We start from the raw sequence: 25,658 nt of genomic DNA on the forward strand, positions 1-25,658 counted from the left end.
CCGCCGGAGTCACAACAGGCCGACGATCCTCGGCGGAGCGAACACATGCCGCGCGCGGTGCTCCAGAATGAACGGCTCGGGCGTGCGCGAAGCCACATCACTCATGCACTTCTCGCAGGAAGGATCGGCCTCCGGCAGATCCTCCGCATGGTCCGACGCGATGTGCCGACCGAGCCGGATCTGCGTGCCCACCACACTGTCGAAGGGGTCGTAGTCCACCCCCTTGTTACCCGCCGCCCGCGCCGCGTCCACGTCTTCCGAGGCCCGCTTCATGTGCTTGTACAACTCCGTGCACGCGAGGCAGTTCCACATCCACGAAGGAGGTAGCGGCCACTCCTCATCCGGGTGAGCGTCCCTGGCATCCATGCCACTTACCGTAGCGATCCGCTGACGGTCCGACAGGGGCTCGGCGGAATCCCTTGGCGCGGGGGTGTTTAACCGGCCACTTCGCGCCACGACCAGGGAGAGCGGCAAGGCGGCGGGCGGTTGGCGGCAGGCGGTGGGTGGACCGAAAGTTCTACCATCCACCTCAAGATCAACGAATGGGAGCACGCCCGTGAACGACACCGAGCTGCGGTATCTGCGCCGCTGCGTGGAGCTGGCGGCCGAAAGCCTGGAGGCGGGTGACGAACCCTTCGGCTCGCTGCTCGTCGCGGCGGACGGCACCGTACTCGCCGAGGACCACAACCGTGTGGCCTCGGGCGACCGGACCCGCCACCCGGAGTTCGAACTGGCACGCTGGGCCGCCGCCCACCTGACCCCTGACGAGCGGGCGGCGGCGACCGTCTACACCTCCAACGAGCACTGCCCGATGTGCGCCGCCGCCCACGGCTGGGTCGGTCTTGGCCGTATCGTGTACGTGGCGTCCTCCGAGCAACTGTCCGCCTGGCTCGGCGAATTGGGGATCCCCGCGCCTCCCGTACGCACCCTCCCGATCCGGGACATCGTCCCCGACCTCGTGGTGGAAGGCCCGATTCCCACCCTCACGGAAGAAGTGCACGAGCTGCACCGCCGCTTCCACGGGGCGACCTGAGCGCGGCAGGCCGGGCGCCATGAGAACGTGGCCCCCGCCGCCCGCGGGTCAGCCCTTCCTCGCGTGGGGGTCCGTCAGCCAGGCCACTGTTCTGCTGATGTCCGACAGGGACACGATGCCGACCAGCCGCCGGCCCGCGTCCAGCACCAGCGCCCGGTGCTCCGCCCCGGACCGCATGACGGACAGCAGTCCGACCAGCGGGTCGCCGGCGCCCACGACCGTCACACGCGACAGCGGCAGCATCACGTCACCCACCGTCACCGTGGTCCGGCGCTCCTGCGGCACCTGCCGGGCGAGCGTCAGTGTCACCAGGCCGACCGGAGCGCCGTCGACATCCGTGACCGGGAAGGACGAGTGGCGGAACCGGTAGCGCGGATCGGCGAGGAAGTCACCCACGGACAGCCAGCGGTGCGCCGTGATCGGATCAGGTGTCATCGCGCGCCCCACCGGCACGCCCGACAGCGCCTCGCGCAGTCCCGCCTGCCGTCCTTCCATGGTCGCCGCGGCGATGAGGAACCAGCCGATCAGCGTCAGCCACAGATCCCCGATGTTCCCGCTGCGCAGGAACAGGACGAAGCCCGCGAGCACCAGGAACCAGCCGAACACCCGCCCGGCCCTGGTCGCCCCCACCGTGGCGCGGACTCGGTCTCCCGTACGCCACCACAGGAACGCCCGCAGCAGCCGGCCACCGTCCAGTGGGGCGGCGGGCACGGAGTTGAACACGGCGAGCAGTACGTTGATCCCCGCCAGCCAGGCCAGGGCCTCCACGGGCAGCCCGATACCGGCCACCTGGGCGGTCAGCCACGCCAGCAGCGCGAACACCCCGCCGAGTACCAGGCTGACCAGCGGGCCGACCCCGGCGATCCGCACCTCGGCCCCCGGGGCGGGAGCCTCCGTGGTCATTTGGGTCACGCCGCCGAGCAGCCACAGGACGATGTCCTGTACGTCGACGCCGTTGCGGCGGGCCACGACGGCGTGGGCGAGTTCGTGCGCGAGCAGCGAGGCGAGGAAGACGACGGCCGTCACGATCCCCGTCAGCCAGTAGAGGGCCGGGCTGTCGCCGGGGTAGGCGCCCGGGAGACGCCCCTGCGCGAGCCCGAACGCGATGATGCCGAGGATGACCAGAACACTCCAGTGCACCCCCACCCGGACCCCGGCGATCCGTCCCAGTACGAAGGTCGCGCGCATGGCCGGCTAGCCAGTGCCGAGCGGAATACGACGTCTGCCGAGTGGAATACGGCGTCCGACGGCGTCGGCCACCGGGCCGCGGCGGCCCACGACGCCGGGCGCGCGCGTCATCACGTCGCTCATGATCTTCGGGGTCGCAGGCATGCGATCACCTCGACGAGAGGCTTGTACCTTCACCTCCAGCGTCCACCCCGGAGGGCCGGAACGGAAGGGCGGACCGGAGGCGCGCCAGGCTCCGGCTCCGGCACTCGTCGCGGGACTCAGCCGTCGGGACGCAGCAACCCCCGCTCATACGCCTTGGCCAGGCGCTGCGGTACCAGATACACCGCGCCGTCCACGGTCACCGGCACCAGCTGCGGTGTCGTGGCCTTCCATTGGGAGCGGCGGTGGCGGGTGTTGCTGCGGGACATCTTCCGCTTGGGAACGGCCATGACGAACTCCTGGAGCGACGGGAACCGGTAGGTCGGGCTGACGGTGCCGACGCTACATGAAAATGGATCCCATTATGAAATAGGGCTTCGTGTAGGGCTCTGCGTGGAGCCCTGTGCGGGGCTCCGCATGGGGTTCCGCGCACGGTGGACGAAGGCCGGCGGAAGGTTCGGCCACACCACGGCGGACCGCTCCAGCGTGCCGAAGCGGCGGTCGAGCGCGGCGGCGAAACGGCGCGCCGGTGGTGTCCACGCGGCGTGCACATAGGCGAAGGTCGTGAACCGTCCGGCGGGCGCGAGGACTTCGGTCACGGCGTCGAGGATGCCGCACTGCCGGTCCTGGGGCATCACGGTCCACGGCAGCCCGGACACCACCGCGTCCACCCGGTCCGGAACCAGCGCGGCCAGATCGGCGGCCGACGCGCGGACCACGTCCAGCCGGTCGTCACGGCACTGGTCGGCCAGCCGCGCCGCGAGCACCGGGTTGAGTTCGACGGCGACCAGTCGGGCGCCGGGCGCCAGACGCGACAGGATCGCACCGGTGAACGCGCCTGTCCCCGGGCCGAGTTCGACCACCACTCGGGCGTCGTCCAAACCGATGCCGTCCGTCATCGCGCGCGCCAGCCGCCGTGAGCTGGCGGCCACCGCTCCGGTCGTGAGCGGCCGTCTGAGGAATTCCCTGGTGATCGACATGGCCGCCATGCTCGGAACCCGCCGGGTGGCCGCGCGTCCGATCCCCGGTCCGCCCGGGTCCTCCCGCAGGAGGACCCGGTACGCCCCACAGGACGACGCGCCCCGCGCGGGCGCCGTCCTAGCGTGGGGCGGTGCATCGCCTGACCGAATCCCTGTCCCGTCGGCGGCTGAGGCATCCGCGCCTGACGGATGTCCTCCTCGTCCTGTTCGTGGCCTTCCCGCCCGCGATGGCGGAGCGGCCCGAGTGGCGGCCCCTGTGGGTACAGGCCGTCGTGTACGCCGCGCTGGCGCTGCCCCTGCTGTGGCGCCGCCGGTACCCGGTCGCGGTCGCGGTGATCGTCACGGCGGCGTTCTGGGCGCAGTGCCTGGGCCAGGTCTGGGGCCCCGAACCGGGCCGCGGCGCCCTCGCGCTGGCCGCCGTCCTCTACTCCCTGGTCGTACGCGGCCTGCGCCGCCCCGCCGCCCTGTCCGCCGCGTTCGCGGGTGTGTGCATGCTGGTGTTGCTTCCGGCCTGGCTGCACCGCTACGAGGACTTCAGCGGGCCGGCCACACGGCAGGTGTGGGTGACCCCGCTGACCACGGTGCTGATGCTCGCCGGGGCGTGGATCCTCGGGGAGTACCTGCGGGCACGGCGCGCCTATCTCGCCGAGTTCGAACGGCGGATCGCGCTCGCCGAGTCGGAGCGGCTGGCACTCGCGCGCGCCGCCGTCGCCGAGGAACGCGGCCGTATCGCCCGCGAGATACACGACATCCTCGCCCACAGCGTCAGCGTCATGGTCGTCAACGCCGAGGGCGGCCGGCTGATGCGGCACACCGACCCCGACGCGGTCGACCGGACCCTCGGGGTCATCAGCGCGACCGGACGGGACGCGCTGGGGGAGTTGCGGCGGTTGCTCGACGTACTGGCGACCGGGTCCGAACGCGGTGACGCCACCGGCACCCGAAGCGAGACGGCGGGTACCGGAGGAAACGAGACCGCCGGCGATGGTCAGACGCCCGGCGCACCCGAACTCGCAGCCGTCCCCGTGCCCGCCCCCGCTGACGACTCCGCTCTCGGCGACGGCCCCGGACTCGGCCCCCAACCCGCCCTCACCGACCTCCACCGACTGGTCGCCCGCTTCGGCGCCGGACGCACCCCCGCCACCCTGGACCTCACCGGAGACACCGCCGGACTGCCCGCGGGCGCCGCGCTCCAGACGTACCGGATCGTGCAGGAAGCCCTCACCAACGTCATCAAGCACGCCTCACCGGACGCCCTCACCCACGTACGCGTCGCCCTCACGCCCCTGGACGCCGGCCGCCTGATCCGTATCCGGGTCGACAACACAGGGGCGACCGGGAACGGCGGAGCGCGCGCCGCCTTTCCCTCGTCGGGCCGTGGCCTCGCCGGTATGCGGGAGCGCGCCGCCCTCTTCGGCGGCACCGTGCAGGCGGGCGCCACACCGGACGGCGGCTACCGGGTCGCCGCGACGCTCGCCGTCGTGGAACAGCCGCGGACGGTGGCGCTGCCATGACGGCCGCCGATACCGCGCCGTCGCGTGTGCTGGTCTGCGACGACCAGGAGTTGATCCGCGTCGGGCTGCGCATGGTCATCGACAGCCAACCCGACCTGACCGTCGTCGGCGAGGTCGCGGACGGCGCCGCGGCCATCGCCCGTACCGCCGAACTGGCACCCGACCTGGTCCTCATGGACGTCCGCATGCCCGGCATGGACGGACTCGCCGCCACCGAACACATCTGCGCGGGCTCGCCGCGCGACAGCGGACCCCGGATCCTGGTCGTCACCACCTTCGACCTGGACGAATACGCGTACGCCGCACTGCGCGCCGGAGCCAGCGGCTTCCTCGTGAAGGACGCGCCCGCCGAGGAGATCCTCGTGACCGTACGAGCCGTCCTGCGCGGCGAGGTCATGGTCGCGCCCTCGGTCACGCGCCGGCTCGTCGAGCGGTATGTCATCCCCGCCGCCGCACCCCAGCGGGCCCAGCGCCTGGCCGCCCTGACCGAACGTGAGCGCGAGGTCCTGACGCTCGTCGCGCGGGGCCTCGGCAACGGCGAGATCGCGGCCCGCCTGTTCGTCGGCGAGACCACCGTCAAGACCCATCTGGGCCGCGCCCTCACGAAACTGGGCCTCCGCGACCGGATCCACGCGGTGATCTTCGCGTACGAGAGCGGGCTGGTCCGCGTCAGCGACCACTGAACCCGTCAGCGACCCATGAGCCGCCGTCGCCGGTTCCCTACGGCGAGCGGTGCGCCGGTTCCGTCTCGCCGGTGCCCTCGGTGTCGAGCTTCGGCAGGATCCGGTCGAGCCACCGCGGAGTCCACCAGGCCGCCGTCCCGAGCAGTGTCATCACCGCCGGCACCATGAGCAGCCGTACGACGGTGGCGTCGATGAGGACGCTCACGGCGAGGCCGAGACCGAGCATCTTCACCACGATGTTCTCGCTGACGATGAATGCCGCGAACACACTCACCATGATCAGCGCCGCACAGGTGATGACCCGGGCCGTGATCGCCAGGGCGTGCGCCACGCTGTCCTTCGCCCGGCCGGTCTTGAGCCATGCCTCATGGACCCGGGACAGCAGGAAGATCTCGTAGTCCATGCTGAGCCCGAAGACGATCGCGAACATCATCATGGGGACATAGCTCTCGATGGGCACCTTGCCCGAGACTCCGAGCGCGGGGCCGCCCCAGCCCCACTGGAACACGGCGACGACCACCCCGTACGAGGCGGCGATCGACAGGACGTTCAGGACGGCCGCCTTGACGGCGATGAGCACCCCGCGGAAGACGAGCAGGATCAGGATGAACGCCAGCGCCACGACCACCGCGATGATCAGCGGCAGTCGGCTGGAGACCACGTCGAGGAAGTCGACCTGGGCGGCGGTCGTCCCGGTGACATAGGTCTTCGCGGCCGTCCCGGCGACCGCCTGCGGCAGGACGTCGTCGGAGAGCCGGTTGGTGAGGTGCGTGGTGGACACATCTTGCGGTGACGCGTCCGAATAGGCGGTCGCGATCAGCACATCGCCGTCGGACGTGGGCATGAGCGGCGTGACGAAAGCGGCCCCCGGCACATTTGTGAGCGACTTCTGCGCCTGCGTCGCCAGCGCGGACCGGTCCGCCGGCGGCACCTGCGTCTGGTCGATGACGAGGGTCAGCGGACCGTTGGACCCGGGACCGAACGCCGAGGACATCAGGTCGTACGCGCGCCGGTCCGTGAACGACGTCGGATCGGCGCCGTCCCCGATGTGCCCGAGCTGGATGGAGAAGAGAGGGATCGCGAGAATCCCGACGACGAGCACGCCACCGCCGAGGAACCACCAGGGCCGGCGCTCGACCCGACGGGCGTACCGGTGCCAGGTCCCGCCCTCGGCCCCGGAGACATCGCCCGCCGCGCCACCGCCCGTGCCGGAAGTCTCCGCCTCCGCGACCGGCGTGCGGACCCGGTACTTGTCGATGTGCCGCCCGATCAGCCCCAGCACGGCCGGTACCAGCGTCAGGGCGCCCAGCACCGCCGTCACGACCGTGACCGCGGCGGCGAGTCCGAGCTTGCTGATGAAGGACACACCCGACACGGAGAGCCCGGCCAGCGCGACGATGACCGTGCAGCCCGACACGAGTACGGCCCGGCCGCTGGTGGCCACGGCCAGACCGGCGCCGGTGACCGGGTCCTGGCCGTCCATCAGGTGCTGCCGGTGCCGGGTGATGAGGAACAGGGCGTAGTCGATGCCCACACCGATACCGATCATCGTGGCGAGGGTGGGCGACACCGTGGCGAAGGTGAGCAGCGCCGCCAGCAGCCCGAGCCCCGCGAGACCGACGACGACACTCGCCAGAGCGGTCACCAGCGGCACGCCCGCCGCGAGGATGCTGCCGAACCCGACGAGCAGCACGACGATGGCCACGCCGAAACCGATCAGCTCGCTGGAGCGGTCGTTGACGTGCGGACGGGCCAGTTCGCCGAGACTCCCGCCGTACTCGACCTCGACGCCCGCCGCGCGCAGCGGCTGAACGGCCTGGTCGACACCCGGCAGATACGACGTGCCGAGTACCAAGGGCTGGGTGTCGAACCGGACGGTGATGTACGCGGTCTTGCCGTCCGTGGACAGCGGCCCCACGTTCGGCGCGCCGGAGCCCTGCGACGGCGTGCCCGTGGCCAAGGGGTTCTGCGCGGACAGTACGTGCGGCAGTTTCTGGAGGTTCCCGACGGTCGTCGCGACCTGGTCCTTGAAGTCGACGAGCGGTGTGGACGCGTCATGAAGGACGATCTGCGCGCCGTACCCTCCGGCCGCCGGGTCGTGCTGCTTGAGCACGTCGAGGCCCTCCTGGGCCTGGGTGCCGGGCAGCGAGAAATTGTCGGAGTAGTCACCGCCGTACGCGTGAACGAGGGCCTGCCCACCGCCCAGTGCCGCCAGCCACAGCATGATCACGACGACGAAGTGGTGCGCGCACCACTCGCCGAGCCGCCGCAGCACACCCGGCCGCCGGGGTGGTTCCGTACGCCCGGGACCATCCGCGCCAGGCGGGTGCGGAGGGGACGGCTCCGGCTGCTTCGGGATGGGCATACAGGCTCTCCGGGCGGGGATTCGGCCGTCCGGAGAGCGGCCGTGCGGGGCCGCCACCGACCTCGGGAACGGCGCGTCGGGGACTGCCGACGTGCCCATTCAAGAACGGTTCCGCGCCCACGGCATCGGGAGGCGACCTCAGTCCGGGGCGCCGCTCTCCCGCGTCCGGGTCACCGTCTCGCCCCGGGGTGAGAGCCGGTAGCCGGTCGGCAGACTCTCGGTGAGGCCCAGCTCCTTGAGCTCGGACGACGCCCCGGGGTGCGGAACCGGTGTGCGGAACCGGGGCGCGGAACCGGTGTGCTCCGGGTGCGCCGCCGCACCGGGACCGTCCCGCGGGACGAGACTGCCGCAGTGGATACCGAGAAACAGCCGAGTGAAGACCCGAAGGAGCAGGGCGGCTGGTTCAGCGCCGGGGTGGGCAGCGTCAGCGCGGCGAGTTTCTTCAGCGACTCCGGGCACGAGATCGCCACCGCCGTGATGCCGAGCTTCCTGACCTCGACCCTGCACGCGTCACCCGGCGCCCTCGGCCTGGTCGAAGGGGTGAGCGACGCGCTGACCGGCGTCGCGAAACTCGCGGGCGGCCCGCTCGCCAACGAACCGGGGCGCCGCGCCCGTATCGCCACCGGCGGCTACCTCGGCACCGCCGCGGCCACCGGCGCCATCGGCCTGGCCATGACCGTCTGGCAGGTCGGTGTGTTGCGCGCGCTCGCCTGGGCGTCGCGCGGCATCCGCTCCCCGGCCCGCGACTCCCTGCTCGCCTCACTCGTCCCACCCCGCGCCTACGGACGCGCCTTCGGCCTGGAACGCACGGGCGACAACCTCGGCGCCGTCGTCGGCCCGCTGCTCGCCGCCCTCCTCGTGACCCTCGTGGGCATCCGCGAAACCCTCTACTTCGCCGCCCTGCCCGGTCTGTTGGCGGCCGTCGCGATCACCATCGCGGGCCGCGAGGCGCGCCGCACCCTCGCCGCACCGAGCGCCCGCCGCCGGATCCGCCTCAACGTCAAGGAGCTGCGCGGGGCCGGGATGCCCCGGGTCCTGGTGCCGATCGCGATGTTCGAACTCGGCAATGTCGCCGTGACGCTGCTCATCCTGCGCGCCACCCAACTCCTCCACCACGGCACCCGCGACCTCGCCGCCGCGACCTCCTTGGCCGTCCTGATCTACGCCGCGCACAACGCCTTCGCCGCCGTGATGGCGTACGTCGGCGGCCACTGGATCGACCGGGCGGGCCCACGCGTCACGTTCGCCACCGGGGGAGTGCTGTACGTGGCGGCGTACGGCATGTTCGCCGTGTCCTGGCACGGATGGCTGCCGCTGTTGGCCGCGTTCGTGCTCGCGGGCTGCGGCATCGGGTTCGTGGAGACCGCCGAGTCGACGCTCGTGGCGCGCATGCTCCCCGACGAACTGCGCGGCAGCGGCTTCGGGGTGCTCGGCCTGGTGCAGGCGGGCGGCGCCCTCGCCTCCTCGTCCGTCGTCGGCCTGCTGTGGACCGTACTCAGCCCCACCGTCGGCTTCACCTACGCCGCCGCATGGGCCGCCGCGTCGGCCGTCACCGTCCTGGTCCTGCCCGGAGCGGCGGGCAGGTCACGGCTGCGGATGCACAGGAGGCCCCGATCGGGGTGAACTCCAGTTACTCCGTTCGGGCGTCGAGTGATCGTTTCCGCAGATCGCAGAGGCTGCCGACGTGATCACCTGTGCGACGGGTCCGGCGATTAGTCCTCCGGTCCCGCCCGTGCTTCGACCACCGATGGGATCAGCTCCATGCGCCTGCGCGCCCTCGCCTCCACCGCCGCCTGCGGCCTCGCCCTGCTCTTCGCCGCCGCGCCCTCCGCCTCCGCCGCCGAAGGCCGGTTCACCTACCTCTACAACGACCCGAGCGGCGCCCCGCATCTGGGCGGTCTCATCGATCCGCCGAGCGGCGTCTGCATCACGCTGCGCGAGGTCGAGCACCCCTGGACGACTCCCGCGCACACGCCTCGCAACGACACCGACGCGACCGCCGTGGTCTTCGCCGACGCCCACTGTGAGGGCCCGTACTTCAGCCTCCGCCCGCACGGCGGCCACGCCTCCGAGCGCCTCAAGGTCCGGTCGGTCGTCTTCAGCTGACCTGGGGCTCAGAGCGGTGTGGCGGCGTGCAGGATCAGGATCATCGTGACGGCGGAGTTCGCCGACGACATCGCGGACAGGGTCGCGCCGCCCACCGCCGCCCAGGCCGCAAGTCCCACGGCGGTGAAGGTCGGCGGCCAGGTCCGGACGGTGGGCGCGGGACCCAGCAGCGCCGCGACGCGGCGCGGCACCGGACCCGGCGCCGCGAACGCCGGCAGCGTGGACACGGGCGCCGCGGGCGAGAGCAGCGCGGCCTTCGCGACCGCGTGGGCCGTCACCCTCCGATCGCCGACCACCCGCGCGGCCTCCTCGTCCGCCCAGCGCTCCACGGTGTACGCCACGACCGACCGCAGCGGTCGCAGGAACGGATTGGCCCGCGCCGCGAGCCCCACCACCAGGAGGTAACGGTGGTGGCAGCCGTCGAGATGGGCGCGTTCATGGGCGAACAACGCCCTGCGTTCCCGGGAGTCGAGCCCGCTCAGCATGCCCGTGGAGACCACGATCCGGCCCCGGTCCCGGCCGCCCGGCACCGTATGGGCGTAGGGCAGCGCGTCCGGGAGTACGGCGATCCGTGTGGCGGGCAGTCCCTCCAGGGTCTGCCGGACCTGCCGCCGTACCCGGCGATGGCGCAGTAGCAGAAGACCGCAGCGCACGGTCACGGCGGCCAGGACGGCGACCGACGCCTCGCCCACCACCTCGTGCCGGGGCACAGCGGCCCGCACCTCCGGGTCGGACCAGCCGTCCGGCAGTGGATTGCCCGGGAGTTGGGCCGTACCGACGATCGCGAGCAGGCCCAGGGAGAGGCTGCTGCACACGCCCAGTACGGCGCCGGCCACCGTGAGGATCTTGGTGGCGGCACGGGGGTGCAGATGGTGTCCGGCCAGCCGGGCGACCGGCCAGGCCGTCAGCGGCAGGACGAGGGGCAGGAAGACGAAGACGCCCACGGCTCAGATCTCCCGGCCTTCCTGGAGCAGCGCGCGCAGCAGTTCCTCGTCCCGCTCGGGCAGTCCCGACACAAAGCTGACCAGGACCGCCTCCCGGTCGGCCTCGCTGTCGAGCACGCGTCGCATACGGTGCGCGGCGAGACCCGCTTGGTCGGACGCGGCCTTCCACAGGAACGAGCGGCCCACGCGCTCCCGGGTGACCGCGCTCTTGGCCTGCAACCGGGTCAGGGTCGTCATCACCGTGGTGTACGCGAGGGTGCCGCCGAGGTGTTCGCGCACCGAGGCCGCGGTCACCGGACCGGCAGCCGCGCGCAGGGCGGACAGCACCTGGGTCTCCAACTCGCCCTGGGCCCGCCGCCGGACGCCGGTGCCGATCTCGTGCAGGGGTCTCCCGTGGGTGCCGTCCATGGTCCCGCCGACCGCGCCCCGGCCGCGCTCGTCCTGCCTCACCACGCCGTCTCCCCGACTGGGCATCGTCCCGTCCCGACTCACTGACCGACCGGCCGCGCGCCTCCTGAGGAGATCGCACCCCGGCCCCCCATTATTTCTACAGGTCTGTAGTTTCCTAACTTCTACAGTGATGTAGATTTCAGTTGTATGCACACCGTCCGGGCCGCATCCGGGTCCGGCGGTCACCATGGCGGTCAACGAGGAGAACAGCGTGGGAGTTTCCCTGTCCAAAGGCGGCAATGTCTCGCTCAGCAAGGAGGCGCCGGGTCTGACGGCGGTCCTGGTCGGCCTGGGCTGGGACGTGCGCACCACTACGGGCACCGATTACGACCTGGACGCCAGCGCGCTGCTGGTCGGTGAGTCCGGGAAGGTCACGTCGGACCGGCACTTCGTCTTCTACAACAACCTGACCAGCCCGGACGGTTCGGTCGAGCACACCGGCGACAACCTCACCGGCGAGGGCGAGGGCGACGACGAGGTCGTCAAGGTCAACCTCGCCTCGGTGCCCGCCGACATCACCAAGATTGTCTTCCCGGTGTCGATCCACGACGCCGAGAACCGCGGCCAGAGCTTCGGCCAGGTCCGCAACGCGTACATCCGCGTCGTCAACCAGGCGGGCGGCGCCGAACTCGCCCGCTACGACCTGTCGGAGGACGCCGCCACGGAGACCGCGATGGTCTTCGGTGAGCTGTACCGCAATGGCGCGGAGTGGAAGTTCCGTGCCGTCGGGCAGGGGTACGCGTCCGGTCTGTCGGGTATCGCGGCCGACTTCGGCGTCAGCGTCTGACACCGCCCCGGTTCCCGTAGTTCATAGCCCGCCGTCCGCCGCCTGCTCCTCGTGTTCGACTTCGTCCGGCGCGGGCGGCGGGCGCCCTTCCCGGCGGGCCCTCTTCCCGTCCGTTCACACCCCCACCCCGAGCGAGGCACTTCCGTATGTCCGTCAACATGTCCAAGGGCCAGCAGATCAGTCTCAGCAAGTCCGACGGTGGCGCGCTCACCGTCGTCCGTATGGGCCTCGGCTGGCAGGCCGCCCCGCGCAAGGGCTTCTTCGGGAAGCTGGCCGGCAACCGTGAGATCGACCTCGACGCCTCGGCCGTGCTCTTCGCGGGCCAGGAGTTCGTGGACGTCGTCTTCTTCCAGCACCTCGTGAGCAACGACGGTTCCGTACGCCACACCGGGGACAACCTCGTCGGCGGCGCGGGGCAGGGCGGGGACGACGAGTCGATCGTCGTGGATCTGGAGCGGCTGCCCGCCCATGTCGACGGAGTCGTGTTCACCGTGAACTCCTTCACCGGCCAGACCTTCGAAGAGGTGCAGAACGCGTTCTGTCGTCTGGTCGACGAGACCAACGGCCAGGAACTCGCCCGCTACACGCTCACCGGCGGCGGCCATCACACCGCCCAGATCATGGCCAAGGTCCACCGCTCCGGCAGCGGCTGGCAGATGGCCGCCATCGGCGAGCCCGCCACGGGACGTACCTTCCAGGACTTGCTGCCCGTCGTCGCGCGTCACCTCTGACACCCGATCGCCTCTGACACCCGGCCATCCGACCACCCGACCGTCCACCCATCCGACCACTCACGGTCGCCCGGGGATTCAGCGCCCGTACCGAACGGTGTCCTACCGAACGGTGTCCCCGCCGACCGACGACCCCACCTTGAGGAGTACGTCCTTGTCCGCCAGTTCGACGGACCCTCCGGGACACAGTCCCGGACCATCCCGCCTCCGCACCCCTGACCACGGCACCCGGCGGGATGGTGTCCGATGAATGCCGTACTGGGCCTGCTGGCCGTCTTCGTCCTGACCGCCGGCACCGGCTACTTCGTCGCCCAGGAATTCGCCTACGTCTCCGCAGACCGCCTCGCCCTGGCCCGCGAAGCCGAAACCGGCGACCGCAACGCCACCCGCGCCCTGACCGTCCTGGGCCGCCTGTCGTTCATGCTCTCCGGCGCCCAGCTCGGCATCACCGTCACCGGACTGATCGTCGGCTTCCTCGCCGAACCCTCCGTCTCCGCCCTCCTGCACCCCGCCCTCTCAGGAACCGGCCTCCCCGACAGCGCGGTCACCGCCCTGTCCGTCACCCTCGCCTTCGTCCTGGCCACCGTCATCCAGATGGTGCTCGGCGAACTCGCCCCCAAAAACCTCGCCCTGGCCGTCCCCGAACGCCTCGCCAAAACCCTGGCCCCCTCCACCCTCGCCTACCTGAAGGTGGTCGGACCGCTGGTGCGGATCTTCGACGGCGCGGCGAACCGGCTGCTGCGCCGGATCGGCATCGAACCCGTCGAGGAACTCCACCACGGCGCCACCCTGGAAGAACTCGGCCACCTCATCGGCGAGTCCCACCAGCAGGGCCAGCTCTCCCACGACACCGCCGAACTCCTCGACCACGCCCTCGACTTCTCCGAACGCACCCTGGACGAGGTCATGGTCCCCCGCGCCGACGCCGTCTTCGTCCGCAGCCAGGCGAGCGCGACGGAGGCGGTCGAGCTGATCGGAAAACACGGCCACTCCAACTACCCCGTCCTGGGCGACCACCCCGACGACATCACCGGTGTCCTGGGGGTGCGGGAGCTGATGCGGCTGCCCGCCTCCCGCCTCGCCGTCACCACCGCCGCAACGCTGACCCGGCCCGCGCTGCTGCTGCCCGACACCCTGGAACTGCCCCGGGCCGTGACCCGGATGCGGGAGAGTGGCGACGAGTTCGCGGTCGTCCTGGACGAACACGGCGGCATCGCCGGGATCGTCACCTACGAGGACATCGCCGAGGAACTCGTCGGAGACATCGCCGACGAGAGTGACACCGTCACCGAACCCGCCCGCCCGGACGGGGACGGCTGGCTGGTCGATGCCGGACGCCGGCTGGACGAGATCGCCGAAGCCACCGGCATCACCCTGCCGCCCGACGACGACTACGACACCGTCTCCGGACTCATCGTCGACCGCCTCGGCCGCTTCCCCACCGTCGGCGACCACCTCACCCTCCCACTCGACAACGGCGACAGGGCCTTGATCCAGGTCCGCACGCTGGAGCGTCATGTCGCGGAGCGGGTACGCCTGGAGCGCCTGCCCGCCCCGGACGACGACCCCTCCCTCACGGCCACAACGGGACAGGCCGGAGCGGGCCAGGCCGCCGCCGGCGGTAAGGAGGAGCAGGTATGAGTTTCCCGATGGCTTTGTTCGTGACCGTCCTGCTCCTGATCGGCAGCGGCTTCTTCGTGGCGGCCGAGTTCGCCCTCGTCGCCGCCAAACGCCACCGCATGGAACAGGCAGCCGCCTCCGGACAGCGCGGCGCCAAAGCCGCCCTCGCCGGCATGCGCGAACTCTCCCTCATGCTCGCCGGCGCCCAACTCGGCATCACCGTCTGCACCCTGGGACTCGGCTCCCTCTCCAAACCCGCCATCTCCCACGAACTCGACCCCCTCCTGCACGCGATGGGACTGCCCAGCGGTGTGAGCTACGGCGTCTCCTTCGCCATCGCCATGATCGTCGTCGTGTTCCTGCACATGGTCGTCGGCGAAATGGCACCCAAATCCTGGGCCATCGCCCACCCCGAACGCTCCGCGATGCTGCTCTCCCCACCCTTCCGGGCCGTCGTGAACGTCGTACGCCCGCTCATCCAGGTACTGAACCGCGTGAGCAACGCACTGGTACGACTCTGCCGGGTCACCCCCCGCGACGAACTCACCGAAGTCCACAACCGCGAGCAACTCACCCATCTGGTAGAGGAGTCGGAGCGACTGGGGCTTATCACGAAGGGGGACTCCGAACTGATCACGCGGTCCCTGGTCGAGTCCGAGACACCGGTGGGGGACCTTCAGATCCCCGCCGCCGAGATCACATCGGTCAGCGGTGACGCGGGGATCGAGGACATCCTGCGCACGGCGTCGGCCAGCGACCGGACCCGTCTGCTGGTCCGTGACGGCGCTGTGGTGCTCGGTTCGGTCCACGCCCGTGACGCGTTGGTGGCGCGGGCGCGGGACCGTACCGTACGGGCCCGTGACCTGGCCCGGCCGATGCCGGAGCTCACGGCGGACACCACGGTTCCGGACGCGGTGGAGCAGTTGCGGGGGCGACGCGCCTCACTGGCCGCCGTCCGCGACGAGTCGGGACAGCTCACCGGCATGGTCAGCCTGGACGACCTGCTGGCCCGCTACCTCCAGCCACGGGTGGCATGACGACGGTCCCCGTACGGGTGGGTGCCCTTTCGGGCTCAACACCCGTACGGGGACCGGTTGTTCACTGATCGAGGCCGAGCCGGTCAGGGCCGGTCCGTGGGCCCTTCACGGTTGACCACCGTGCCGGACAGGGGAGCGGACGCGGACCGCGTCCCGGAGGCGGGGCCGTCGCCCGGGGTCTTGCCCTCTTCCTTCAGCGCCTTGGTCTCGCTCTTGAGAATCCGCGCCGCCTTACCCGCCGAACGGGTCAGCTCAGGCAGCTTCTTCACCGCCAGGATCACGGCGACGACGATGAGGATCAGGGCCAGTTCACTCAGGCCGAACATCTGGTCTGCTCTCTCCCGGGCGGTCGACGGCCGAAGCCGCCACCATAAGAATCTACACGTCTGTAGAAGTTTCCCTGGGGAGCGCCCTCACAACAAGCCCGCATTCGAGTCCGGTTGGCCGGACACCGACGGCGCCGGGTCCGTGCCCGGCGCTACCGGCCCGGTGTTCACCGCTCCTGGTCACCGGCAGACCGGTCCCGCTCGACCAGCCGGGCGAGGCTTTCCAGCGCCATGCGGGTGCCCAACTCGTTGTCGGACGCGGGCACACTGTCGGGGAGTCCTTCGTGCACGATGACGACATCGGTGCCACCGTCCACATCGGTGAGCGTGGTCGTCATCGTCATGGTGCCCCGCAGCGCCGTATCGTCCGTCTCGAACTCGAACACCTCGACCACCTGCTCGTCCGGTACGAGTTTCACGAAGTGGCCGTGGTACGTGTCGGTGTGCGCGCCCGACTTGCCGGTACCGGTCGGTGCGTCGTACGTGAGCGAGACCCGGAACCTGCCACCTTCGCGTGCGTCGAACTCGTGCACATGACTGCTCATATCGGTGGGCACCCGCCACTGCGCGACGGCGTCCGCGTCGAGGAGGGCGCGGTAGACGACAGGACGCGGCGCGTTCACATGCTGGGAAACCTGTGTCGAATACATGCCGGTCAACATACTGCGGCGCTCTACGCCTCGGGCGGGACCCGATACCGTGCCGCCATGGCCGGTCATGAGGAGCGTCGTCCCCTGCTGTTCCTGGATGTCGACGGAACGCTACTGCCCTACGGAGCCGCGCGGCTCCCGGCGAGCGGCGACGACGGGGACGCCTGGCAGGACACATCGAATCCGCAACTGGCCAAGCTCGACCGCACACACGGTCCGCGACTTCTGGCACTGCCTTGTGCCCTCATGTGGGCCACCGCGTGGATGGAGGACGCCAACGAGGTGATAGCGCCCCTGCTCGGCCTGCCCGAACTACCCGTGACGGACCTGCCGGACGAGCCGGACCTGCCGGACTACGGGCCCGTGGGCGTACTGCACTGGAAGACCCGCGCCCTCGTCGAAGCGGCGGCCGGGCGCCCGTTCGTCTGGGTCGATGACGAGATCACCGAACGTGACCGGGACTGGGTGTCGGACCACCATCGAGGGCCGGCACTCCTCCACCGGGTCGACCCCGGGACCGGTCTCACCGAGACGGACTTCCCCGTACTCGACGCCTGGCTGCGCGAAGTCTCCGACACCCCGTGACGCTTGCCTCGGCGGCTCCGAGCACGTACCTCCGATGGACCCACGACCGTCAGCGCACCACTGCCTGTTCCACCAGGAGTCGTACCGCCGCCGCGATCGCCTCCGCGTCGATTCCGGCGAGGTGGAGCTGTTCGTCCGGCGTGGCCGACGCGGGCATGTTCCGTACGGCGAGGCGGATCAGCCGGGGGACCGGCCGGCCGTCGGCGAAGGCGGACGCGACGGCGTCACCGATGCCGCCTTCGGGCCGGTGGTCCTCGACCGTCATCAGACAGCCGGTCGCGTCGGCCGCCTCCTGGAGGGTCGCCGTGTCGACGGGCTTGACGGAGTAGAGGTCGATCACCCGGATGTCGATGGCCTCGGCCGCCAGACGGTCCGCGGCCCGCAGTGCCTCATGCACCGTCACTCCGGCCGCCACGACGGTGACCCGGTCCCGTTCGCCCGACCGCAGCACCTTGGAGCCGCCGACGGGAAACTTCTCGTCGGGCCCGTACAGCACCTCCGTCGCGCCCCGGGTGGTCCGCAGATAGCCGATGCCCGGCAGGTCCGCCATGGTCGTGACCAGGCGGGCGGTCTGGTGGGCGTCACACGGGTACAGGACCGTGGAGCCGTACAGGGCGCGCATCATCGCGAGATCTTCGAGGCCCATCTGGGAGGGCCCGTCCTGCCCGATGGACACGCCCGCGTGCGACCCGACGAGCTGGATCGACGCTTCGCTCGCGGCGGCCATGCGGATGAAGTCGTGCGCGCGGGTCAAAAACGCGGCGAACGTGGACGCGAACGGGACGTAACCACGCGCCCGCATGCCCACGGCCGCCGCGACGAGCTGCTGCTCGGCGATGTAGCACTCGAAGAACCGGTCGGGAAACGCCTCGGCGAAGGCCGCCGTCCGCGTGGAGTCACCGACCTCGCCGTCCAGCGCGACGACGTCGGAGCGCCGGGAGCCCAGGGCCGCCAGCGCGGCGCCGAAGGCGTCCCGGGTCGCGACTCGGTCCCCGACGCGATACTCGGGCGGCTCGGGCCCGTCCACCGCTGCCGCCCGCGGCACGCGGGCGTCGAGCGGCCCGGCCACGTCGACCCTGAGGGACCGGGGGCCACCCAGCTCCTCGACCGCGTGCTCGGCGTCCGGCAGCGGCTTGCCGTGCATGCCCTCGCGGTCCTCCACGTCCTTCACGCCGCGGCCCTTGTGCGTACGGGCGATGACCGCCGTGGGCCGCCCGACCGTGGCGGCGGCCTCCTGGAGCGCCGCGTCGATCGCGGCCACGTCGTGACCGTCGATCGCGACGGTGTGCCAGCCGAAGGCGCTCAGCCGGCGCGCGTAGGCGTCGAGGTCCCACTCGTGCCGGGTGGGACCGTGCTGGCCCAGCCGGTTCACGTCGACGACGAGGGTGAGCTGGTCCAGATGCTCGTATCCGGCGTGCTCGGCGGCCTCCCAGATCGAACCCTCCGCCATCTCACTGTCGCCGCAGAGCACCCATACCCGGTACGGGACCCGGTCGAGCCGCTGGCCGGCCAGTGCCATGCCCACACCGATCGGGAGGCCCTGGCCGAGGGAACCGGTGGCCACGTCCACCCAGGGCAGCCGGGGGGTCGGATGCCCTTCGAGACGGCTGCCGAGACTGCGGAACGAGAGCAGTTCCTTGTCGTCCACGGCGCCGGCGGCCCGGTAGAGGGCGTAGAGCAGCGGCGACGCGTGTCCCTTGGACAAGATCAGTCGGTCGTTGCCCGGATGGTCGGGGTGATCGAAGTCGTAGCGGAGATGGTGGGCCAGCAGGACGGCGGCCAGATCGGCGGCCGACATCGAGGACGTCGGATGCCCGGAGCCGGCCGCGTCGGCGGCAAGGACCGAGTCCACCCGCAGCTGCTGTCCCAGCTCTTGCAGATCTTGGTTTCGCATCTCACTCCTCCTCGGCGGATTCGCCGGGCCTCCGGATGCCGGATGTCCGCTGCGGGATCTTCGCTACGCGACTCCGGGCGTCGGCACGGGTACGCGCCCTGTATGCCGCTACGGCCTACCGAGTGCCCACACCACCGGGTGACCAAACATGTCCAGATCCGGACATGTCGTACGGACCGTATGGATGGGGAAACAGCGGGTAGCCGACCATCATGACGGTGGAAAAGACAGGTGTGGTGGAGAAGACGAGTGTGCTGGTGCTGGACAGCGCCGAGCCGGTCGAACTGGCCGAGTTCTACGCGGCCTTGCTCGGCGCCGAGGTCCAAGTCGGCAGCGACCTCGACTTCGTGGAGGTCATCGGACACCGGGGTGTCCATCTGGCGATCCGCGCGGACCGCGGTCACGCGCCGCCCAGTTGGCCCCGGCCCGAGGACTCCCAGCAGTCCCATCTGCGGATCCTGGTGGGCCAGCACGACGTCGACGAGGCCGAGCGCGAGGCGATCGGTCTGGGCGCGCGGCCGGTGGAGGCCAGGGACAACGGCGGTCCGCGCGATGTCCGGATCTACTCGGACCCGGCCGGACACTCCTTCTCCCTCGCGACGGTCCCGAAGCGGCGCAGGCACCTACCGGTGACGCCGTGACCTGCCGTGTCGTCGGCTCTCACTCGCCGTCGGCGAGCCTCTCCATGACACCATCCCTGACCCACGGCAACTCGCTCTGAATGCGGGCCCGTTCCGACGCCGGCACTCCTTCGGCCGCGCGCCGGATGCTGTCGTTGAAGGTGTCGGTGAGGTGGGTGAAGTCCTGAGCCTGTCGTGCCCAGGCCGCTCCCCGTGCGTCGTCGAACGCGTCGAAGAGCTGGGACAGGAACAGGAGTGTCCGCTGCCGGGACACCTCCTCGCGCCGCGGGGCCTCCCCGACGCGGCGGCCGACTGGGCGAAGAGGTGAATCGACTCGCACACCTCGCCCGAGAACAGTGCCCATTCCGCCGCCTGCCCCAACAGGGTCGACCTGCGTCGGCACCGCGTCGCCGCTCCCGTGGCCAGGGTGACGTTCACGTCCGCCGCGCAACCACAGAAGACGTCCCCTACTACAACGGCCTCAAGCGCGACCCCTACTGCAACCCGTCGATCAAGTGAGCCGTCGTTCCAGAAGTGATCAGCAAGGAGGATCTGCCGGACGACGAGTGGGCTCTGCTGGGTCCCCTGTGCCCGCGAGCAACAGCGGCATGTCCCAGGCTCCGCGCTTGTCGTCATGGGTGGAAACGGCTCTGAACTGCTCGAATACCCGGAGTGGCTGACGTCGGTCGCCGACCCCCTCCCAGGCGCGTTCTGGGGCAGTTGATGGGTTTCGGTTTCCATCGTGACCGGCCGAGCGAGCACACTCGGTCTACGTCCCGCAGCAACCTCCAAGATCAGATCTTGGAGGTTGCTGCCGGCCGACGAGAAGCAGGTGGACGGCCCGGCCAGGGATCTAACTCGTACCGGCGGGCGGGTCGGCATAGGTACCGTGCAGCATGCCGGTGGCCTGTCCGACTTCGATGAGATAGCCGTCCGGGTCACGCAGGTAGCACCGTACCTCGGCCTTGCGATCGATGGGTGGCGTGAGGAATTCGGCGCCCTTCGCACTCCACTCCCGGTGGCATGCCTCGATGTCGGCGACGCGGAGGTTGAGAAAGGTGCTGACCGTGCTCGGGTCGGTGGGCGGGCGCAGGGTGACGTCCGGCTTGTCCGGGGTGGGGCCGCCGCCCGGGTTCATGATGATCCATCCGTTGGCGAGTCTGACGGTGCAGGGGTTCTCTTCGAGTACCACCTCACCGCCGAGAACGTCGGTGTAGAAGGCGCGAGAGCGGGCTACGTCGGCCACCGTCAGGAAGTGAGTGAGGAGGAGCCCGGATTCCGGGGCGGGAAAGCCATCACGGTGCATGCAGAACCTCCGGGTGAATCGGATGTTTCCTTCCATAGTGGTGGATGAAGGTCCGTTGGCACACATGAACACGGCTGAGAGGGAGCCAGCAGCGCTGGCCGCAGGGCCCTTTGACGTGCCGCGGGCCCCGCCCCGCCGACTGGCACGCCCGGTACAGGTCCGGCGGGGAACGCTCTCGCCTGCGGATCCCCTGGTACTGCGGATGTTCACAGGTCCTTGCGGTGGTCGGAGTGATGGGTGGAACCGACACTCACCCTCAAGTCCCTGAAGCCCCGGCGGCTCTGGACAGTCGAATCGGCTTTCCAGTCGGCGGGCCTGGATCACAGATGGTTGAGCGAGGTCAGACGTACCGCCTCGGTGAGCACCGCACGGGCTCCTTCCTCGTCGGCGTTGCGTGCGGCGAGGGTCGCCTCGGCCAGCCGGGCCGGGAGCGTCTCGGCGAACTGCAGCCCGCGCACCGCCCTCCCGTCGACCTCGGGCAGACATAGCCGTGCGGTGGCGTCGCTGACGGCCGCCTTCCAACGTGCCGGCGTGAGATCGTCGCGGAGGCGGATCCAGTGGTCCGCGAAACAGCGCTGCGGGGTCCCGGGGCGGCGATCGGGCCGCCGACGCCGCCCTCTACCGCATCGCAAGGCGCGTGCAGGTCGCAGTCGATCAAGTCGCAGAAGCCATCCAATGCACCAACGTCGCACCTTGCTTCAGGTAACCGTCCGTGACTATGCACCGCTGTGCGTGCTTGTTGATGTCAGCTGCTGATGTCAGCACCGCGCGTCCGCGCCGAGGACCGCATCCGCGCCGCCCGTTCCACCGGCCTGCGCAACCTGCCCTGCACGACACGCCCCAGAGCCAGATCTGGCTGGAGATCATCCAGATCGCCCTCGACCGGCTCGAAGCTCTGCCCAACCCTGGCTGACCAGCAGCATCCCATCCCTGCTACCAGCACCATCACAACCGGAGCCGTGGAACCCGGCGCCCACCCGGCACGACAGCCGGACCATCAGCCCTGCCCGCAAGCAGAAATCTTCACTCTGAACGAGCAAAGGGATCGTCAGCAAGCTGACGATCCCTCATGCAAGATCGAGGCTAACGACACCCCTTCGACTGCGTCGGTCCCTTCTGCGTGAAAGGCCGAGCCTGACCGGGGCGGGGCCCGACGGCGAACTGTCGATCAGCGTGACGCGGGCGGGATGCTCTGCTCGTACTGGAAGACGTTGGAGGGGTCGTACTTCGCCTTGATCTCGCGCAGCCGCTCGAAGTGGCGTCTCCCCCAGTAGGCGGTCTCCCACTCCTGCATGCCGACGTTCGGCACGTTGACGTAGGCGCCGTCCACGAAGCCGCGCATCGCCTGGCTGAATTCGGCGGTCCATGCCTGGCACGCCGAGGTGAGCGGGTCGCAGACGCCTGGTGTCGTTGAAGGAGTCCCCCAGGCTGCGCCGATCTCGCCGTAGAAGATCGCGTCGCGGTGCACGAACGCGGTGCCGCCGCGGGGCTCCTTCTTGATTGCCCCGCCGAAGGCATCGACGAAGTAGTTGCTCTCCTCCGTGGGAGCGTTTCGCATGTAGTAGCCGATGACGTCGATCGCCTTCTTCGGGAACAGCTTCTTGGCGAACTGTGAGAAGAACTTCACGTTGGCGGGCTCCTGCGAGCGCGGGACCTGGGCTCCGGCAAAGATGGGGCCCCAGTTACCGACCTGCACCTTCACATCGGGCGTGCCGATCGACAGGATCGGGGCCAGCATTTTTTTGGCCTCTGCCGCCGTGCCCTCCGCGAGCCACCCGAACAGCAGGATCTGGGACTTGTGGATCTCGACTTCGGATCCGAGGCGGTTGTCGGCGAACGGTACCGTACGCTGCCATGCATCGAAGATCCCATGCAGGTCCGTAAGGCCGTCCCAGGTCGCCTGCACATAGGCGATGCGCTTGAGCGGGTGCACCTTGTAGGTGAGTTGCGTGACGATTCCGAAGTTGCCGTTTCCCGCCCCACGGAGCGCCCAGAGCAGGTCTGAGTGGTCCTTCCGGTCGGCACGGATCACCTCGGCGCAGTCGCGACCCGACGGGACGACGACCTCGGTCCCGATCAGGCTGTCACAGGCCATGCCGAGCCAGCGGTTGAGGGGGCCAAGGCCGCCGCCGACCGTCGCACCGACCAAGCCGACGCTGCCCTCGCTACCGGTCGTGACCGCGAGGTCCTGCTTGGCGAGCGTCGTCACCGCTTCCAACTGGGTCAGGCCGGCGCCGACCGTCGCGATACGAGCGTCGGCGTCGATGTGGACCGACTTGAGCTGGCTGACATCGATCACGATGCCGTTGTCGATGTTCGACCAGCCCTCCAGGGCGTGGCGGCCGCTGCGTACCCGCAGTGCGACGTTGTGCTGCCGCGCCCAGGTGAGGGCGTTCACCACGTCCTGGGTCTCCTGGGCGAAGACGATGACCAGCGGGTAGTGAGAGAACAGCTGGTCGTAGTCGATGCGATCATCTGTGTACGAGGCGTCACCGGGGCGGACGACGCGACCGGTCAGCTTCGCCGGCGGACATCCTGACGACCCTTTGGTCGGGTCGCTCGCGGCCAGAAGGCCCGAGGTGCTCGCGGCCGCAATGTCCGGCGCGCCTGCGGCCGTAAGGCCCGGGATGACGATCGCCCCGGCGCCGGCGGCCGCTGACGCCCTGAGCAGGTAGCGGCGGGAATAATCGCTCAAGGTTCAGATCCTCTCGATCGGGCTACGCCGCTACGCGGCTGACGGAGCCCTTACCCGACAGCCGCCGGGCAGTCCTTTGTGGTCGACCCCCGCACGGTAACGGGGCGACCATGCGGTGTTTCCCGACACGCCAATTGAGGACGATGACGACAGCCTGAAGGAGTAACTCAGCGGGATCCCGTCATAAGCGGTTTGGGCTAGTCAGGTCAGCATCTCCCAATGGCCCGACGAACCGCCTTTCTGATAAGAATTTGTGGGCGTGCCCCCGTAATCACCACTCTCCGCCTGGAGAACCCAGCTGGTCACTCGCGGGACTCATCGTGCGAACGGTGTGCCGCTGTGCGCACGTGTACGCCGGTTGGTGTCGGCCGCTGATGTCAGGCCGCCCGCCTGGGCCCATCGACTCTTGTCCCGCGCCAGCAGTACCGTTCGCCGCAGCGAGGAACTCATCTGCCGGTACTCCGGCGCGTCCGTCCCGTACTGGTCGAACAGCCCGTCCTGGGTGGCGACTTCCTCGACGCGGTCGCGGTCCAGCTCCTCTTCGAGGTGTGCCACCAGTAACGCGGTACGCCGGCTCTTCGGCAGGAACATATTGCGCATGGGCGAGAGCGTAGAGCCGGACCGTGGGACCGGTCCCGGAACGGCAACCGACCCCTTCAGAAACCGAGGGCATCCCTCAGGAACGGGGTGCGGAAGCGGCCCGTCGGATCGACCCGCTTCGCGAGGGACGCGAAATCGGTCAGCCTCGGATACACCCGGCGCAGCCGCTCACCGCTCATCGCCGAGACCTTGCCCCAGTGTGGCCGGGCCGAGAAGTCGGACAGCGCGCCGTCGAGCACCGGCAGGACCTCCGCCACTCGGGCGGCGTCGCGGTGGAAGGTGAAGTGGAAGGCGACGGAGTCCCGTCCCTGGTTCGGCGCCAGCCACGCCGTCTCACCGGCGACACGGCGGATCTCGGCCGTGTACAGGACCGGGGCGAGCAGGTCGGCGACGGCCCGCAGCGCCTCGACCGCCTCGACGGCGCGCTCGGCGGGAAGCAGATACTCGCACTGGATCTCCGCCCCGGCACTCGGAGTGAAGCTCGACCGGAAGTGCGGCAGCCGCTCGTGCCAGGGCCCTGGCACCCCGCCCTGTGCGGTGACCGCCAGCGGATCGCCCCCGGGAACCGGATGCACCGGACCGTCCGCCGGGCGCGCCCCGAGCCGTTCCAGCGGTACGAGGGCACGGTCCTCGTCGGTACGGCACTTCGTCCAGACCGAGAGCACGGCCTCCGGGAGGAACCTGGTGAACATGCTGACGCTGTACGCGGCCCCCATGATCGCGTCGAAGTGCCCCTGCGCGGCGTCCCAGGGGAGGCGGACGTGGACGTGCTGGGCGACCTCGTACCGGGGCTGGACCGCCAGATCGACCGACGTCACGATGCCGAGCGCGCCGAGTGCGACACGGTGGGCATCGAGGTCGCCGGAGTCCGTGACCGTCTCGGTGTCGCCGTCGGCCCGTACGATCTCCATCCCCGTCACGGCGGCGGCCAGCGAGGCGTTGCGGACTCCGGAACCGTGGGTGCCGGTCTGTACGGCGCCGCCCACGGAGATGTGCGGCAGGGACGCGAGGTTGGCGAGGGCGAACCCGGCGGCGTCGAGCGCGACGGCGACCTGTGCGTAGGTCAGGCCCGCGGGGACGCGGGCGATGTTCCGGGCGGAATCGATCTCCACGCGCGCGGGCATGGCGTCGAGGGCGATATGCGTACCGCCGGTGTCCGCGATCGTGCTGAAGGAGTGACGCGTGCCGAGCGCCGCGACCTGTTTGTGGGACGTGACCGCGCGGCGCAGCGCGTCGAGCGACGCGGGGCGTTCAAGCCCGGACGCCCGGTAGGTCAGATTGCCGCCCCAGTTGGTGGAGGCTCGCGTACTCGTCATGTGACCTGCCTCGGGAGTTCTGTTCGGACGACGGCGACGTCCAGGGCTAGAGAATACGTTCGGCGCCCTTCGCACGGGGAAGGCGGC

General features: G+C 70.2%; 28 protein-coding genes and 1 pseudogene. 12 read left to right on the forward strand and 17 right to left on the reverse strand.

The features are described 5' to 3' along the window. Positions 1-9: 9 nt before the first annotated feature. Positions 10-273 carry a hypothetical protein gene (locus tag ACFVT5_RS08895; RefSeq protein ID WP_389883102.1) on the reverse strand — a complete coding sequence of 88 codons (264 nt, stop codon included), beginning with the start codon at positions 271-273 and terminating at the stop codon, positions 10-12. Between the two features lie 283 nt (positions 274-556). On the opposite strand from ACFVT5_RS08895, the gene ACFVT5_RS08900 reads away from it, so the two are divergent. After that, a complete protein-coding gene (locus ACFVT5_RS08900) occupies positions 557-1,033 on the forward strand; it encodes a nucleoside deaminase (RefSeq protein ID WP_389883105.1) in 477 nt (158 codons plus the stop codon). 48 nt (positions 1,034-1,081) lie between these two features. Here the strand turns inward: ACFVT5_RS08900 and ACFVT5_RS08905 are convergent, their stop codons facing one another. The 4 genes from ACFVT5_RS08905 to ACFVT5_RS08920 form a co-directional block, all read right to left on the reverse strand. After that, positions 1,082-2,221: a site-2 protease family protein gene (locus ACFVT5_RS08905; protein WP_389883108.1), complete on the reverse strand. Its 1,140-nt coding sequence runs from the start codon at positions 2,219-2,221 to the stop codon at positions 1,082-1,084. 6 nt (positions 2,222-2,227) lie between these two features. Beyond that, positions 2,228-2,365, reverse strand: a complete 138-nt coding sequence (locus tag ACFVT5_RS08910; RefSeq protein ID WP_389883111.1) for a hypothetical protein — start codon at positions 2,363-2,365, stop codon at positions 2,228-2,230. A gap of 116 nt (positions 2,366-2,481) precedes the next feature. Next, positions 2,482-2,652, reverse strand: a complete 171-nt coding sequence (gene rpmF / locus ACFVT5_RS08915; protein ID WP_389883114.1) for a 50S ribosomal protein L32 — start codon at positions 2,650-2,652, stop codon at positions 2,482-2,484. A 72-nt stretch (positions 2,653-2,724) separates the two neighbouring features. Continuing rightward, positions 2,725-3,342, reverse strand: coding sequence for a class I SAM-dependent methyltransferase (locus tag ACFVT5_RS08920; protein WP_389883117.1), 618 nt, complete (start codon positions 3,340-3,342; stop codon positions 2,725-2,727). Positions 3,343-3,473: 131 nt separating this feature from the next. On the opposite strand from ACFVT5_RS08920, the gene ACFVT5_RS08925 reads away from it, so the two are divergent. Together ACFVT5_RS08925 and ACFVT5_RS08930 are read left to right on the forward strand one after the other, a co-directional pair. Next, the gene (locus ACFVT5_RS08925; protein ID WP_389883120.1) at positions 3,474-4,856 is read left to right on the forward strand and encodes a sensor histidine kinase; all 1,383 of its coding nucleotides are present in this window, start codon (positions 3,474-3,476) and stop codon (positions 4,854-4,856) included. Next, on the forward strand, positions 4,853-5,539 hold the full coding sequence (locus ACFVT5_RS08930; RefSeq protein WP_389883123.1) for a response regulator: 687 nt from the start codon (positions 4,853-4,855) through the stop codon (positions 5,537-5,539). The genes ACFVT5_RS08925 and ACFVT5_RS08930 overlap by 4 nt, the downstream gene beginning before the upstream one ends. A 37-nt stretch (positions 5,540-5,576) precedes the next feature. Here ACFVT5_RS08930 and ACFVT5_RS08935 read toward each other — a convergent pair whose 3' ends face one another. After that, complete coding sequence (locus ACFVT5_RS08935; RefSeq protein ID WP_389883126.1) at positions 5,577-7,904, reverse strand: MMPL family transporter; 2,328 nt, start codon at positions 7,902-7,904, stop codon at positions 5,577-5,579. A 351-nt stretch (positions 7,905-8,255) separates the two neighbouring features. Here ACFVT5_RS08935 and ACFVT5_RS08940 point away from each other — a divergent pair, with 351 nt between their 5' ends. Both ACFVT5_RS08940 and ACFVT5_RS08945 read left to right on the forward strand, forming a co-directional pair. Beyond that, positions 8,256-9,527 (forward strand): MFS transporter, encoded by a 1,272-nt coding sequence (locus ACFVT5_RS08940; protein ID WP_389883129.1) that lies wholly within the window; start codon positions 8,256-8,258, stop codon positions 9,525-9,527. 138 nt (positions 9,528-9,665) lie between these two features. Beyond that, the gene (locus tag ACFVT5_RS08945; protein ID WP_389883132.1) at positions 9,666-10,010 is read left to right on the forward strand and encodes a hypothetical protein; all 345 of its coding nucleotides are present in this window, start codon (positions 9,666-9,668) and stop codon (positions 10,008-10,010) included. An 8-nt stretch (positions 10,011-10,018) separates the two neighbouring features. Here the strand turns inward: ACFVT5_RS08945 and ACFVT5_RS08950 are convergent, their stop codons facing one another. Next, the gene (locus ACFVT5_RS08950; protein ID WP_389883135.1) at positions 10,019-10,954 is read right to left on the reverse strand and encodes a M56 family metallopeptidase; all 936 of its coding nucleotides are present in this window, start codon (positions 10,952-10,954) and stop codon (positions 10,019-10,021) included. Between the two features lie 3 nt (positions 10,955-10,957). Continuing rightward, the gene (locus ACFVT5_RS08955) at positions 10,958-11,362 is read right to left on the reverse strand and encodes a BlaI/MecI/CopY family transcriptional regulator (protein WP_389883620.1); all 405 of its coding nucleotides are present in this window, start codon (positions 11,360-11,362) and stop codon (positions 10,958-10,960) included. Positions 11,363-11,615: 253 nt separating this feature from the next. Here ACFVT5_RS08955 and ACFVT5_RS08960 point away from each other — a divergent pair, with 253 nt between their 5' ends. The 4 genes from ACFVT5_RS08960 to ACFVT5_RS08975 all read left to right on the forward strand — a co-directional run bounded on the left by ACFVT5_RS08960 (position 11,616) and on the right by ACFVT5_RS08975 (position 15,579). Next, positions 11,616-12,191 carry a TerD family protein gene (locus ACFVT5_RS08960; protein WP_389883138.1) on the forward strand — a complete coding sequence of 192 codons (576 nt, stop codon included), beginning with the start codon at positions 11,616-11,618 and terminating at the stop codon, positions 12,189-12,191. A gap of 146 nt (positions 12,192-12,337) precedes the next feature. Further along, positions 12,338-12,922 (forward strand): TerD family protein, encoded by a 585-nt coding sequence (locus ACFVT5_RS08965; RefSeq protein ID WP_389883141.1) that lies wholly within the window; start codon positions 12,338-12,340, stop codon positions 12,920-12,922. 246 nt (positions 12,923-13,168) lie between these two features. Next, the gene (locus ACFVT5_RS08970; RefSeq protein ID WP_389883144.1) at positions 13,169-14,563 is read left to right on the forward strand and encodes a hemolysin family protein; all 1,395 of its coding nucleotides are present in this window, start codon (positions 13,169-13,171) and stop codon (positions 14,561-14,563) included. Then, positions 14,560-15,579, forward strand: coding sequence for a hemolysin family protein (locus ACFVT5_RS08975; RefSeq protein WP_389883147.1), 1,020 nt, complete (start codon positions 14,560-14,562; stop codon positions 15,577-15,579). Before ACFVT5_RS08970 ends, ACFVT5_RS08975 begins: the two co-directional genes overlap by 4 nt. An 83-nt stretch (positions 15,580-15,662) precedes the next feature. On the opposite strand, the gene ACFVT5_RS08980 is transcribed toward ACFVT5_RS08975, so the two are convergent. Then, positions 15,663-15,905, reverse strand: coding sequence for a twin-arginine translocase TatA/TatE family subunit (locus ACFVT5_RS08980; RefSeq protein WP_389883150.1), 243 nt, complete (start codon positions 15,903-15,905; stop codon positions 15,663-15,665). A 167-nt stretch (positions 15,906-16,072) separates the two neighbouring features. Next, complete coding sequence (locus ACFVT5_RS08985) at positions 16,073-16,555, reverse strand: SRPBCC domain-containing protein (protein ID WP_389883153.1); 483 nt, start codon at positions 16,553-16,555, stop codon at positions 16,073-16,075. Between the two features lie 57 nt (positions 16,556-16,612). Here ACFVT5_RS08985 and ACFVT5_RS08990 point away from each other — a divergent pair, with 57 nt between their 5' ends. Next, on the forward strand, positions 16,613-17,140 hold the full coding sequence (locus tag ACFVT5_RS08990; protein WP_389883156.1) for an HAD domain-containing protein: 528 nt from the start codon (positions 16,613-16,615) through the stop codon (positions 17,138-17,140). A gap of 49 nt (positions 17,141-17,189) precedes the next feature. Here ACFVT5_RS08990 and ACFVT5_RS08995 read toward each other — a convergent pair whose 3' ends face one another. Then, complete coding sequence (locus ACFVT5_RS08995; RefSeq protein WP_389883159.1) at positions 17,190-19,034, reverse strand: transketolase; 1,845 nt, start codon at positions 19,032-19,034, stop codon at positions 17,190-17,192. Between the two features lie 218 nt (positions 19,035-19,252). On the opposite strand from ACFVT5_RS08995, the gene ACFVT5_RS09000 reads away from it, so the two are divergent. Next, positions 19,253-19,675: a VOC family protein gene (locus tag ACFVT5_RS09000; RefSeq protein ID WP_389883162.1), complete on the forward strand. Its 423-nt coding sequence runs from the start codon at positions 19,253-19,255 to the stop codon at positions 19,673-19,675. A gap of 19 nt (positions 19,676-19,694) precedes the next feature. Here ACFVT5_RS09000 and ACFVT5_RS09005 read toward each other — a convergent pair whose 3' ends face one another. The 3 genes from ACFVT5_RS09005 to ACFVT5_RS09015 form a co-directional block, all read right to left on the reverse strand. Further along, positions 19,695-19,928: a hypothetical protein gene (locus tag ACFVT5_RS09005; protein WP_389883165.1), complete on the reverse strand. Its 234-nt coding sequence runs from the start codon at positions 19,926-19,928 to the stop codon at positions 19,695-19,697. A 579-nt stretch (positions 19,929-20,507) separates the two neighbouring features. Then, on the reverse strand, positions 20,508-20,960 hold the full coding sequence (locus ACFVT5_RS09010; protein ID WP_389883168.1) for a VOC family protein: 453 nt from the start codon (positions 20,958-20,960) through the stop codon (positions 20,508-20,510). A 320-nt stretch (positions 20,961-21,280) separates the two neighbouring features. Beyond that, positions 21,281-21,418, reverse strand: a complete 138-nt coding sequence (locus ACFVT5_RS09015) for a hypothetical protein (RefSeq protein ID WP_389883171.1) — start codon at positions 21,416-21,418, stop codon at positions 21,281-21,283. 309 nt (positions 21,419-21,727) lie between these two features. Here ACFVT5_RS09015 and ACFVT5_RS09020 point away from each other — a divergent pair. Next, positions 21,728-21,861: pseudogene (locus tag ACFVT5_RS09020) on the forward strand (IS1380 family transposase); the annotation flags it as partial. Between the two features lie 267 nt (positions 21,862-22,128). Here the strand turns inward: ACFVT5_RS09020 and ACFVT5_RS09025 are convergent. From ACFVT5_RS09025 to ACFVT5_RS09035, 3 genes are all read right to left on the reverse strand, one after another. Beyond that, positions 22,129-23,655: an FAD-binding oxidoreductase gene (locus tag ACFVT5_RS09025; protein ID WP_389883174.1), complete on the reverse strand. Its 1,527-nt coding sequence runs from the start codon at positions 23,653-23,655 to the stop codon at positions 22,129-22,131. Between the two features lie 315 nt (positions 23,656-23,970). Further along, a complete protein-coding gene (locus tag ACFVT5_RS09030) occupies positions 23,971-24,255 on the reverse strand; it encodes a hypothetical protein (RefSeq protein ID WP_389883177.1) in 285 nt (94 codons plus the stop codon). Between the two features lie 56 nt (positions 24,256-24,311). Beyond that, positions 24,312-25,571 carry an FAD-binding protein gene (locus ACFVT5_RS09035; protein WP_389883180.1) on the reverse strand — a complete coding sequence of 420 codons (1,260 nt, stop codon included), beginning with the start codon at positions 25,569-25,571 and terminating at the stop codon, positions 24,312-24,314. Positions 25,572-25,658 lie beyond the last annotated feature (87 nt).

The organism is Streptomyces sp. NPDC058001 (assembly GCF_042886315.1).
Lineage (GTDB): Bacteria > Actinomycetota > Actinomycetes > Streptomycetales > Streptomycetaceae > Streptomyces.

What these genes read in the sequence shown, in the direction of transcription:
- ACFVT5_RS08895 (WP_389883102.1), bottom strand. Translation starts at nt 273, where the DNA reads ATGAAGCGGGCCTCGGAAGACGTGGACGCGGCGCGGGCGGCGGGTAAC.
- ACFVT5_RS08905 (WP_389883108.1), bottom strand. Translation starts at nt 2,221, where the DNA reads ATGCGCGCGACCTTCGTACTGGGACGGATCGCCGGGGTCCGGGTGGGG.
- ACFVT5_RS08910 (WP_389883111.1), bottom strand. Translation starts at nt 2,365, where the DNA reads ATGCCTGCGACCCCGAAGATCATGAGCGACGTGATGACGCGCGCGCCC.
- rpmF (WP_389883114.1), bottom strand. Translation starts at nt 2,652, where the DNA reads ATGGCCGTTCCCAAGCGGAAGATGTCCCGCAGCAACACCCGCCACCGC.
- ACFVT5_RS08920 (WP_389883117.1), bottom strand. Translation starts at nt 3,342, where the DNA reads ATGTCGATCACCAGGGAATTCCTCAGACGGCCGCTCACGACCGGAGCG.
- ACFVT5_RS08930 (WP_389883123.1), top strand. Translation starts at nt 4,853, where the DNA reads ATGACGGCCGCCGATACCGCGCCGTCGCGTGTGCTGGTCTGCGACGAC.
- ACFVT5_RS08935 (WP_389883126.1), bottom strand. Translation starts at nt 7,904, where the DNA reads ATGCCCATCCCGAAGCAGCCGGAGCCGTCCCCTCCGCACCCGCCTGGC.
- ACFVT5_RS08945 (WP_389883132.1), top strand. Translation starts at nt 9,666, where the DNA reads ATGCGCCTGCGCGCCCTCGCCTCCACCGCCGCCTGCGGCCTCGCCCTG.
- ACFVT5_RS08955 (WP_389883620.1), bottom strand. Translation starts at nt 11,362, where the DNA reads ATGGACGGCACCCACGGGAGACCCCTGCACGAGATCGGCACCGGCGTC.
- ACFVT5_RS08965 (WP_389883141.1), top strand. Translation starts at nt 12,338, where the DNA reads ATGTCCGTCAACATGTCCAAGGGCCAGCAGATCAGTCTCAGCAAGTCC.
- ACFVT5_RS08970 (WP_389883144.1), top strand. Translation starts at nt 13,169, where the DNA reads ATGAATGCCGTACTGGGCCTGCTGGCCGTCTTCGTCCTGACCGCCGGC.
- ACFVT5_RS08975 (WP_389883147.1), top strand. Translation starts at nt 14,560, where the DNA reads ATGAGTTTCCCGATGGCTTTGTTCGTGACCGTCCTGCTCCTGATCGGC.
- ACFVT5_RS08980 (WP_389883150.1), bottom strand. Translation starts at nt 15,905, where the DNA reads ATGTTCGGCCTGAGTGAACTGGCCCTGATCCTCATCGTCGTCGCCGTG.
- ACFVT5_RS08985 (WP_389883153.1), bottom strand. Translation starts at nt 16,555, where the DNA reads ATGTATTCGACACAGGTTTCCCAGCATGTGAACGCGCCGCGTCCTGTC.
- ACFVT5_RS08990 (WP_389883156.1), top strand. Translation starts at nt 16,613, where the DNA reads ATGGCCGGTCATGAGGAGCGTCGTCCCCTGCTGTTCCTGGATGTCGAC.
- ACFVT5_RS08995 (WP_389883159.1), bottom strand. Translation starts at nt 19,034, where the DNA reads ATGCGAAACCAAGATCTGCAAGAGCTGGGACAGCAGCTGCGGGTGGAC.
- ACFVT5_RS09010 (WP_389883168.1), bottom strand. Translation starts at nt 20,960, where the DNA reads ATGCACCGTGATGGCTTTCCCGCCCCGGAATCCGGGCTCCTCCTCACT.
- ACFVT5_RS09030 (WP_389883177.1), bottom strand. Translation starts at nt 24,255, where the DNA reads ATGCGCAATATGTTCCTGCCGAAGAGCCGGCGTACCGCGTTACTGGTG.
- ACFVT5_RS09035 (WP_389883180.1), bottom strand. Translation starts at nt 25,571, where the DNA reads ATGACGAGTACGCGAGCCTCCACCAACTGGGGCGGCAATCTGACCTAC.